The sequence below is a fragment of the uncultured Empedobacter sp. genome, from assembly GCF_937930195.1.
In the GTDB taxonomy this organism is placed as follows: Bacteria; Bacteroidota; Bacteroidia; order Flavobacteriales; family Weeksellaceae; genus Empedobacter; species Empedobacter stercoris.
In genome coordinates, this window is record NZ_CALGVK010000153.1 from 1 (window position 1) to 10761 (window position 10761).

The window sequence follows — 10761 nt, forward strand, 5'->3', positions numbered from 1 at the left end:
GGGGGCTAGCCCCCAATGATTTAATTTGAGTTGCACTTATTTGTTGAACTTAGAATTTTATAAAATGTCAAAATATTTTCTTTTTTTATTATTGATCTGTTCAGAAACATTTGTGTTTAGTCAATTTCAAAACAAACAGCTTTTTGAAGAAGTCAAAAGATACGAAAACGGTAAAATAAAAACTATCATTGGACTAAATGAATATGATAAAAGAGAAGGTATAACTTACGAATATTTTCCAAACGGTTTACTTTTTAGAGAAACAAGCTATGTAAATGATAAAAAAGAAGGCATGGAAATTACTTATTTTCCAAATTCCGTTATCGAAAGTAGAGGATTATTCATTAATGATTTAGCAGAAGGAGCATTCCAATATTTTTATAAAAACGGAAAGCCATTTGCTACTTTAGTATTTCAAAACAATTTACTCGTAACTGCCAAAGATTGTTATACAAGCAAAGGTGAAATAGTATATTGCGGACCTATAAATAATGGAAATGGTGTATTTTTAAAATATGACAAAAAAGGAAATCTAATTTCTAAAGATTACTACAAAAATGGAGTTTTCCAACGTTCAGAACATGTAGAAGTCAACTTAAAAAAGTAATAAATAGACAACTAAACGCCACCTTTTGTCTTTCAAAATCCTTACTTTTACAACAATTCAACAAAGAAAATTTCAAAATGGCTCAATTCATAGAAAATGTTGTAAAAGATTTATTGCATAATCAAACAAATTTTATCAATACGACTTTGGTCTTACCAGGAAAGCGTCCTATGCTTTTTTTTAGAGAAGAATTTCAACGTCAATCGCAAAATATCATTCTCCCTCAAATGAAAAGTATCGAGGAATTGATGAGCGAACTTTCTGGTTTAGAAATTATTTCTGGTATCAATCTTTGGTTCAAAGCCTATCAAGCTTATAAGAAAATCGTTGACAAACCAGATTCTTTCGAAGATTTTATCAAATGGGGACCAACTGTTTTAAAAGACTTTGATGATATTGACGCTTCCTTGCAACCTGCGAATAAAGTGTTAGATTATTTGGTTTCGGTTGAACGAATCAATCAATGGGGTGAAGGAAAAATTGATATTGGTAAAAATGAAATCATTCAAAATCATTTAACTTTTTGGGGAATCGTTTCAAAGTTATACGTTCAATTGCAACAAGATTTACTTGATTCGAAGGAAGGTTATGCTGGAATGGTTTTTAGAATTGCGAGCGAAAAAGTCAACGAAATTGTTGAGAACAAAACTTCTCATTATGTATTTGCTGGTTTCAATGCATTAACGAAAGCAGAACAAGCGCTTATTTTTAAATTAGAAAAAGAAAATTTAGCCACTTTATATTTTGATGCAGATAAATATTACTATGAAAACCCCAATCAGGAGGCGGGTTCATTTTTAAGAAAATACAAAGAAAAAATAAAACCAATTAATTGGGTTGTTGATGAATTTTCGAAGCCAAAAAATTTACACACAATTGGTGTTGCAAAACAAGTTGGACAAGCAAAATACATCGCAGATTTAATCCGAAACCTGAACGACGATGAGATTAAAAATACAGCTTTAATTTTGGCTGATGAATCTATTTTACCTGCAATTCTAAATTCATTACCCGAAAATATTACGCATCTTAATATCTCGATGGGTATTCCATTACGTTCGGTTCCATTAGCACAATTTTTCAAATCGATTTTCGAATTGCAGATGAATCGCGAAAAATTAGGAAAAGGATCGATGTTTTATTTCAAGAATGTTTTACAAATTCTCGAAAACAAAACCTTATCTCATTTTAGTTCGGATAAAAGTCGACAACTAATTGATGAAATTCGTACTCAAAATCGAATATTCAATTCAGAGAAATCAATTCAAAATGCGTTAGAAAATTCTATTTTCAAATCCATTTTTCATATTCCAACATCTATTACAGCATTTATTCATCATTTAAAAAATTGGACAGATGAATTATTGCATCATCCTTCGATGAATGATTTATTAACGAAAGAATACTTGTTCTTTTTCAAAAAAGTATTCAATCAATTACACGAAAACTTACTACAAGTAAATGATATAAAAGATTATAGAACATTATTTTTGTTGTACAACAAAATCGTTTCTTCCGAATCTATTTCGTTTATTGGCGAACCATTGAAAGGTTTACAATTAATGGGACTTTTGGAAACACGTTTGTTAAATTTTGACAACATTATCATGACTTCTATAAATGATGAAATTTTGCCTTTGGGACGACAAAACAATACATTTATTCCGTATGACATTCGCAAACAAATGAAATTGAATACATTTACCGAAAACGATTCGATTTATGCGTATCACTTTTACCGATTGATTCAACGTGCGAAAAATGCTTACTTTGTTTATGATACAGAAGCAGACGGAATGGGTTCTGGCGAAAAATCTCGCTTTTTAGCGCAAATAAAATTTGAAAGTCATCACAAGATGAAAGAAATTTTTGCTGCACCAAGTTTTGTTACAAAACCATTGAAAGAAATTATTGTTCCTAAAACAGATGAAACGATGAAAAAACTTTGGAATTGGGCAGAATACGGAATCTCTCCTTCTTCTCTTTCTTCCTATTTGCGTAATCCATTGGATTTTTATGAACAACGAATCTTCAACGTAAAAGAAGTTGAAGAGGCCGAAGAAACCGTAAGTGCAAGAACTTTAGGGAATATTGTACATGGTGCTTTAGAAGATTTATATCAACCTTATTTGAACCGAATTTTACACGAAAACGATTTCAAATTAATTGAAAAAGAAAAAGATAAGACTTTACAAGTTCATTTTCAGAAGGAATATAAAGATGGACATTTAGACAAAGGTCCAAACTATTTGATTTATAAAATTGCAGAACGAATTGTTGACGGTGTTTTGTCAAAAGATGTGAAAACGGCAAAAGAAAATGAATTTATCATTCAATCATTGGAATCAAAACACGAAGTAGATTTTACCTTGACCAATGGAAAAGTAGTAAAACTTAAAGGTGTTATTGATCGTATTGATTCTGTTAACAATCAATTGCGAATTATTGATTACAAAACAGGTTATGCGAAAGATATTTCGGTTAAAACAGAAGAAATCGAAGTTGTTTATCAAAAAGAAGATAAAGCGAAACAATTGCAATTAATATTTTACGCGCATTTGTATTATTCCAACAAAGAAAATATAAATAAAGAAATTGAGTTGTGTATTTATCCTATCAAATTTCCGAATAAAGAATTAATAAAACTTTCTGTTGATAAGAATACAACGATCAATTATTCTATTGTAGATCACTCTAGTGAACCAATGGCAAGCTTAATTGAAGAAATTCTAAATCAAGAAATTCCATTCAAACAACCAGAATAGTACTCAATACACCATAATAAAACCCTTTGTATCGTATTCTAACAAAGGGTTTTATATTTAATTAACGTATAATTCCATTTAAATTCTTAATATTTTGCTAAAAAATAGTAGTTTTGGAAAAGTTTAAAATCGCATAATGAAAAATAACAAACTTTTTATAGCTATCATCGTTGCCTTGTTAATTGGTGTGGCTGTTGGTGGTTATGTACATTACTACACCTCTCCAGAATTTATTAAAACATTTTCGACAAATATCAAATTACTTGGTACTATTTTTATTCGACTTATTCAGATGATTATCGCGCCATTAGTTTTTTCAACTTTAGTTGTAGGTATTGCTAAAATGGGTGATATGAAAATGGTTGGACGCGTTGGAGGGCGTGCCATGGGATGGTTTATTACAGCTTCACTTACTTCTTTGGTAATCGGTGCTGTTGTTGTAAATATAATGAAGCCTGGAGAAGGCATAAACATAGAAATGGATGCGAGTTCTGCTCAAGATTTATTAAAAGGACAAGCTTCATTAACATTAGAACATTTCATTACACACATGATTCCAAAATCTGTTTTTGAAGCGTTTGCAACAAATGAAATTTTACAAATTGTAGTTTTCTCTATTTTCTTTGGAGTAGCCATGGCTGCTTACGGAAAAGAAGGAGAAATGATCACAAAAGCTTTAGATAAAATTTCGCATATCGTTCTAATCATGGTTGGTTACGTAATGTGGACTGCACCATTGGGTGTTTTAGGAACTATTGCTGCTGCTATTGCAACTTACGGATTCGGAATTTTCGCATTATATGTTAAATACTTAATCGCTTTTGTAATAGGAATCGCCTTATTGTGGTTAGTATTATGTATCGTTGGATACTTTATTTTAGGAAAACGTTTATTCGACTTATTAAGACACATCAAAGCACCATTATTAATCGCTTTCTCAACAACTTCATCCGAAGCTGTTTTCCCTAAATTAGTAGAAGAATTAGAAAAATTCGGTGCCCAAAAGAAGATTATTTCATTCACTTTACCACTCGGATATTCCTTCAATTTAGATGGATCCATGATGTACATGACCTTCGCATCCTTATTTATTGCACAAGTTTATGGCATCCATATGCCAATCGAAAAACAAATCTTGATGTTATTGGTTTTAATGTTAACGTCAAAAGGTGTTGCAGGAGTGCCAAGAGCTTCATTGATTGTAGTTGTTGCAACTTGTTCGATGTTTGGTATTCCACCAGAAGGAATTGCTTTGATTTTACCAATAGACCACTTCTGTGACATGGCTCGTTCGATGACAAATGTACTTGGAAACGCTTTATCTACGGTTGCTGTAGACAAATGGGAAGGACATGTTGCGATCGAACAGACTTACACACATGATGAAGATGATCATCAAAAAGCTTAAAAAAATTGCTTTTCAATGTATAAAAACAAATGCGACCTTTTTCGGGTCGCATTTGTTTTTATAATCTTATTCGTTATGATATATAAAAATACTTTTTATATAGTATCATCTTCTTCAATTCCCCAGAATGTCCAATATTTTCCATTAAACATATATAAATTATCACTTAAGGTATCATAACAAATCATTCCTGCATATGGTGATTTTACATTTTTTGCTGGATTCTCTATTTTTGGCAAAATTAAAGCTCTGTCATCAGACTCTAAAACTAATATACCTATTGCATCAGTAGTATCATTTCCTATAATCATTCCAGTTTTCGATGAAGATTCTATAGTTTCTAATTTTGATGGATTCAATCCCTCTACTCCATTCATATCAATCCAAGTTTCACCATCAAAAAACATCACCTTTGCAGAAAACTCATCGTACACAAATGTTCCTTCCGAAATATCATGCATTTTATTCACATCCTCTACATGAGATAATACTATTCCTTTTGTTGTTTCTGATTGAAAATCTATCAATCCACTTCCATCTACATTCGCCTTACCAATAGAAATTTGACCAAATAATATCTGAATTTTTAAAATAAAACTAATTAGTATTAACCTATTTCTACTATTCATAATCATAACATTTTTGTTTTATACAAGACCATTTTGTTCCATTGTATAACTTTATGCATTTATCATCAGAATCATATACAATCATTCCTCTTACTGGTAACAAAATATTTTTTTCTGGATTCTTATTTCTCGAGATAACAAGTCCCTTATTTTTTGATTCTAATACCAAAAATGCATTTGGAATGTCATTTGGCCATAATGGGGTTGTCCTAGTTTCTGTGGTTGAAATGCCAACAACTGAATTTGTGTCTGTAGCTTCAGGATTAAATGGTTTAAAGCATGGACAGGCATAAGTAGTTATTATTTCACTAAAATAAATACAACCATCATTTAATGTTACTGTCATAAAATAATCCGCTGATTCTGTATCTTTATAAGGTATATCGTAAGTAATAGTTGTAGCTCCTGGAATTAATTTTCCATTTTTATACCATTGATAAGTACCTGAAAATTGATTTAATTCTGATTGTAATACTGATATTCCTGTATCTCCTGTGCATGCTAAATCATTACGTTTATTTTTAATGATTACTTTTAATTCTGGAACAATTCCAAAACCAGAATAATACCCTCCAAATCCTGCATCACCACTTGCACCTAAAATTTGAGCTTGAATTGTTCCTAATGCTGAAATTTTTATATTTCCTAATCCCTTGCTTCCTATTGCATATCGATATGAAACCCAATCAGAATTTCCAGGTACATTAGTTGGCCCTTCTGATTCAGATAGTTTTTCATTATTTAATTCAATTATAGGTTTAAAACTATCTCCTTTTCTTGCAAGAACTGATAAGATTGTATTTGGATAACTTGTATCACCAATCGTTTTAGCATCTGGTATTAAATCAACAGAATTTTGTCCATTGCATGAAGTTGGAGGTATAAGCATGAAATTATTTGTTTGAAAACCACTACTTCCAAAAACTTTATGAAAAACATACACTGGTTTATCACTAGATATATACATGTTTTTATTCATAAAATTAGAACCAGGTACAATTAAATAATCCCCAATTTTTGTTAATTTATTTTCGATAGTTGATTCATTAACTGTAATTTTAGTATCTTCTTCTGTTGCTATAACAATGACTCTTTCATTATTTATAGAACCATTACCCTGCATTATTATATACTCAGTTCCTACATATTGTATTGGTATTATTTGATCTAATCCGATATCTCTATTGTCTGCTTTACCGCCTTGTTGAAGCAAACCTCCAACAGTAACAGATATCTGTTTACTTGACTGAATCCTTGCACCTAACCATCCGTTATTTTGTACTGTTATAGCTCCTTTCTTCATTTTTGCATACAATATGTATGATTCACCCTTGTTCAAATTGACAGAAATAGTTGGGTGTATTATTGGAGCCAAACCATTACCATTCAAAAATTCTAATCCTTCTTCATAATTGTCTACAACAACTTCTGTGTTATCTTCTGTTGCTGTAAAAGAAAGCATTGTACCAATGTTACTAGTAGTATTAGAAAACTCATTTGGTGTCCCACCCCATAAGAATGTTTTTCCTAAAGCAACTTTTCCTTTTGTTAAAACTGTTCCAGCATGTCCTGTATGTCTTGCTCTATAATTAACATAAAAAGATTCCTTTGATTTAAAAACCAGCCCTCCCTCATTTGATTTTATAATTGTACCAGCTCTATTTGTTGGTAAAGAAACAGCAGATAATCCAGGTTTTAATATAGAATTACTTGTATTAACAAAACTTATCCTTACTGGTTGTTCATTACTCAACGTTATTAAACCATCACTAACATAAGATTTAGTTGCTAATGATAAATTAACCACTAATAATCGAGGTGATGAAATTTCATCCGGATATGTTACTTCAACAGTAATAGGTTCTTTAGATGGTGTAGATAAGTAAATAAATTCTTGCGTTACTGAAGAAGCGTAATCTCCAAATACAAGCGGTTGTAAATAGTGTATATTATCTAATTGGGAATAACAAGTTTGACTTATCAAAATATTTATGAATAGAAATAATTGATAAATAGTTTTCATATTTATTTTTTCGCGAAATTAACACTTATAAATCTATAACAGCTACTCTATTTAAGATAAATCAAAAATACATTCATTTTATAATCAATTTAATTTGGGAAGTTTAAATGATTATAAGTACTTAATTGTTTTTATACGATAAAAAAATATAGAAATTTGAAGTTCAATTATTTAAAATAATTAAACCTCAAAAGCTATAAAAAAAATATAATGATTGCTATTTTCTACAACTCATCGTATTTCGAAAAATTTGGATCAACAATTCTTTTCCAAACAGGATGTTTTTTGATGTAAGCAAAAACATAAGGACAATACGGAAATAAGACGTTACCATGCTCTTCCAAATAAACCAATGTTTTTTCAACCAAAGCTGCAGCTACTCCTCTACCGCCCAATTCATCAGGAACTTCTGTATGTATTAATTTGATTACATTGTCATCTTGCTTGTAATCAATAAACGCAATAAAACCATCAACATTTAGTTCAAACCTTACTGTTTTTTCATTCTTTACAACTTGTAAAGGAATTAATTCTTCATTCATGTTTATAAATTTTTTCTATTACAATAATCCATAAATTTTAGCAGTCTTTCATTGATGTACATCAAAAAAAAAGCAACCAAATAATTTGGTTGCTTTTAGATCATATCTTAAATTGATTTTAATTCGATTACTGTAATTTCTGGCCAGACACCTACTCTACCAGGGTAAAAATGGTAACCAAAACCTCTATTCACATTGATTATTTTTCCTTCAAAATCATAAAAACCTGCCCATTGTGGATAAACATATTGTGACGGGCTCCAACGTAAACCAATTTTCGGAACCTCAATCCCTAACTGCATACCATGCGTATGTCCAGATAATGTTAAATCAAAATGTTTAGGATGATGCTTCAATATTTCGTTCCAATGCGAAGGATCATGAGATAATACAATTTTAAAATCATCAGTATTGACAGTGCGAGAAGCAACATCAATATCACCTAATTTCTTAAATCGTGTTCCCCAATTTTGAACACCAATCAACGAAATTTTTTCATTATTTATTGTAATCAATCGATTTTCATTTAACAACAATTGCATTCCTATTTTAGGGAAAATTCTTTTAATCTTCTCGAAGTTTTCTTGCTTCTCTTCCTCTGATTTCCAATCCGAATACTCTCCATAATCATGATTTCCTAAAACTGCAAAATTACCATATTTACCTTGTTTAATTTTCGAGAAAATATCGTACCATTTATCCATTTCCCAGTAAAAATTATTCACTATATCACCTGTAAATAACAATATATCAAACTCTTGTTGATTAATTAAATCTACGGCTTGCTTTATTTTTTCACGATTATCCAAACTTCCCGAATGTATATCAGTAATATGTAAAATCTTAAATCCATCAAATGATTTTGGTAAACGTTCGTAAACCAGTTTTTTCTTAATGACTTTAAAATTATATTTCCCTAAAGTCATTCCATAAATCAAACTAAAAAAAGGTATAGAAGCTACTGTTAATCCAGTATTCATTACAAATTTTCGACGAGAAGGTAAATAGGAATCTGCTTTGGGTTGATGATTACTCATTCGATTGAATAGCCAACCTAATCCTCTTATAATATCTTGAATTAGGAAAAATATAATCAAAATTAAACGAGGAAAACCAAACAACATAAACAAACCTGTTCCCCACATTGTCGCTTGCGTTTGCCCTACATTACGGTCGAAAAAGATTAAATGATAGCCAAAATTCGTCAAAACAAGAAGCCAAATGAGCATATTTCCAAAAAGGAAATACTTGTTGTGATAAAATTTTTTAAAGTTAAAATAGAGGTAAATTTCAAGTATTACTGAAATAATTATTAGCGTGATAACACTATTGACAAACATTACTTTGATTGATTTTAAACAAAAATAAAACAATTCCAGAAATAAATTACTTTTCATCATATTCTTAACAGAACATTATAAAATTTATAGATAATTTAGGCTAAAAATTTGCTTGATAAAAACGTAACTTTGTAAAACATTTTTAAGCATAAATTATGGAAAATAGATTACCTGTAACGGTACTTTCTGGATTTCTTGGAAGCGGAAAAACGACACTTCTCAATCATATATTACACAACAAAAAAGGATTAAAAGTTGCGGTTATCGTAAACGACATGGGAGCGGTAAATATTGATGCACAAATGGTATCTCGTGAAAATGATTTGATTCAAACCGATGAAAAATTGGTTGAATTGAGCAATGGTTGTGTTTGTTGTGAATTGCGCGAAGATTTAATCGTTGAAATCGAAAAATTAGCAAAATCTGGCAAATATGATTACTTAGTAATCGAGAGCTCTGGTATTTCTGATCCAGGACCAATCGCACAATCATTAGATTTTGTTTCGCCTGATGGAAAAGTAGATTTACCAAAAGTTGCTCGTTTAGATACTTTGGTGACAGTAGTTGACGCTTATAATTTCTTCAAAAACTTAGGAACTGATGAAGATGTTTTTGATCGTGGATTTACAGAAAACAGAGAAGATAATCGTCCAATTGTCAACTTATTAATTGATCAAATTGAATTCTCTAATATCATCATTCTAAACAAAATGGATTTAGTCGAAGAAGAAACCTTGATGAATATCGAAGCATTTGTTGCAAAATTAAATCCTACGGCTAAAATAATTCCTGCAAGTTTTTCGCATGTTGAATTGACTGAAATATTAAATACAAATTTATTTGATTTCGAAAAAATTCAAGACATGGATGCGTGGGTAAAATTATTGGAAGAACAAGAACACGAAGAGCATCACCACCATCATGATCACGAATGTGGAGCAGATTGTACACATGAACATCACGATCATTTAGAAGAAAAATATGGAATGACTTCTTTTGTTTACAGACAAAAAATTCCGTTTCATGCAGAACGTTTTTTAACGTATTTGAATGATGATTTCCCTGCTACTATTTACCGTTCGAAAGGATTATTTTGGTTAGCAAATCGTCCCGATGAAGCTATTTTCTTGAGTCAAGCTGGTGGTAGTATCCGAATTGATCCTGCGGGAGCTTGGTGGTGTTCGATGCCATATGACGAAAGAATTCAGTTTGCAGCTTATCAATTTAATCAAAAACAAATTGATGCAAAATGGTCGAAGGAATGGGGAGATCGAATGATTGAACTTGTATTTATTGGGCAAGGATTAGATAAAGAAAAAATAACAGAAGAATTAAATTCTTGTTTATTAAACGAACAAGAAATTGCTGAATGGCAAGCAAAGCATAATTCATAAACCAAAAATCTCGCTATAACAGCGAGATTTTTTCTATATTTTTTGTTTTTGAT

The 10761-nt window shown here is 30.7% G+C and carries 8 protein-coding genes; 4 read left to right on the top strand and 4 right to left on the bottom strand.

From position 1 onward, the window contains the following. The first annotated feature begins 64 nt into the window (after window positions 1-64). The 3 genes from Q0616_RS08695 (at window position 65) to Q0616_RS08705 (ending at window position 4780) form a co-directional block, all read left to right on the top strand. On the top strand, window positions 65-607 hold the full coding sequence (locus Q0616_RS08695) for a hypothetical protein (RefSeq protein WP_260543481.1): 543 nt from the start codon (window positions 65-67) through the stop codon (window positions 605-607). A 77-nt stretch (window positions 608-684) separates the two neighbouring features. Next, window positions 685-3372, top strand: a complete 2688-nt coding sequence (locus Q0616_RS08700; RefSeq protein WP_286484144.1) for a PD-(D/E)XK nuclease family protein — start codon at window positions 685-687, stop codon at window positions 3370-3372. A 136-nt stretch (window positions 3373-3508) separates the two neighbouring features. Continuing rightward, window positions 3509-4780, top strand: coding sequence for a dicarboxylate/amino acid:cation symporter (locus tag Q0616_RS08705; protein ID WP_225540215.1), 1272 nt, complete (start codon window positions 3509-3511; stop codon window positions 4778-4780). 95 nt (window positions 4781-4875) lie between these two features. On the opposite strand, the gene Q0616_RS08710 is transcribed toward Q0616_RS08705, so the two are convergent. The 4 genes from Q0616_RS08710 to Q0616_RS08725 all read right to left on the bottom strand — a co-directional run bounded on the left by Q0616_RS08710 (window position 4876) and on the right by Q0616_RS08725 (window position 9203). After that, on the bottom strand, window positions 4876-5409 hold the full coding sequence (locus tag Q0616_RS08710; RefSeq protein WP_260543485.1) for a hypothetical protein: 534 nt from the start codon (window positions 5407-5409) through the stop codon (window positions 4876-4878). Further along, on the bottom strand, window positions 5402-7432 hold the full coding sequence (locus Q0616_RS08715; protein WP_286484143.1) for an IgGFc-binding protein: 2031 nt from the start codon (window positions 7430-7432) through the stop codon (window positions 5402-5404). The genes Q0616_RS08710 and Q0616_RS08715 overlap by 8 nt, the downstream gene beginning before the upstream one ends. 224 nt (window positions 7433-7656) lie before the next feature. After that, window positions 7657-7974 carry a GNAT family N-acetyltransferase gene (locus Q0616_RS08720; protein WP_260543487.1) on the bottom strand — a complete coding sequence of 106 codons (318 nt, stop codon included), beginning with the start codon at window positions 7972-7974 and terminating at the stop codon, window positions 7657-7659. A 107-nt stretch (window positions 7975-8081) separates the two neighbouring features. Further along, the gene (locus tag Q0616_RS08725) at window positions 8082-9203 is read right to left on the bottom strand and encodes a metallophosphoesterase (RefSeq protein ID WP_260543489.1); all 1122 of its coding nucleotides are present in this window, start codon (window positions 9201-9203) and stop codon (window positions 8082-8084) included. 266 nt (window positions 9204-9469) lie between these two features. Here Q0616_RS08725 and Q0616_RS08730 point away from each other — a divergent pair, with 266 nt between their 5' ends. Next, window positions 9470-10708 carry a GTP-binding protein gene (locus tag Q0616_RS08730; RefSeq protein ID WP_260543490.1) on the top strand — a complete coding sequence of 413 codons (1239 nt, stop codon included), beginning with the start codon at window positions 9470-9472 and terminating at the stop codon, window positions 10706-10708. Window positions 10709-10761: the final 53 nt, after the last annotated feature.

What these genes read in the sequence shown, in the direction of transcription:
- Q0616_RS08720 (WP_260543487.1), bottom strand. Translation starts at nt 7,974, where the DNA reads ATGAATGAAGAATTAATTCCTTTACAAGTTGTAAAGAATGAAAAAACA.
- Q0616_RS08725 (WP_260543489.1), bottom strand. Translation starts at nt 9,203, where the DNA reads ATGCTCATTTGGCTTCTTGTTTTGACGAATTTTGGCTATCATTTAATC.
- Q0616_RS08695 (WP_260543481.1), top strand. Translation starts at nt 65, where the DNA reads ATGTCAAAATATTTTCTTTTTTTATTATTGATCTGTTCAGAAACATTT.
- Q0616_RS08700 (WP_286484144.1), top strand. Translation starts at nt 685, where the DNA reads ATGGCTCAATTCATAGAAAATGTTGTAAAAGATTTATTGCATAATCAA.
- Q0616_RS08710 (WP_260543485.1), bottom strand. Translation starts at nt 5,409, where the DNA reads ATGAATAGTAGAAATAGGTTAATACTAATTAGTTTTATTTTAAAAATT.
- Q0616_RS08730 (WP_260543490.1), top strand. Translation starts at nt 9,470, where the DNA reads ATGGAAAATAGATTACCTGTAACGGTACTTTCTGGATTTCTTGGAAGC.
- Q0616_RS08715 (WP_286484143.1), bottom strand. Translation starts at nt 7,432, where the DNA reads ATGAAAACTATTTATCAATTATTTCTATTCATAAATATTTTGATAAGT.
- Q0616_RS08705 (WP_225540215.1), top strand. Translation starts at nt 3,509, where the DNA reads ATGAAAAATAACAAACTTTTTATAGCTATCATCGTTGCCTTGTTAATT.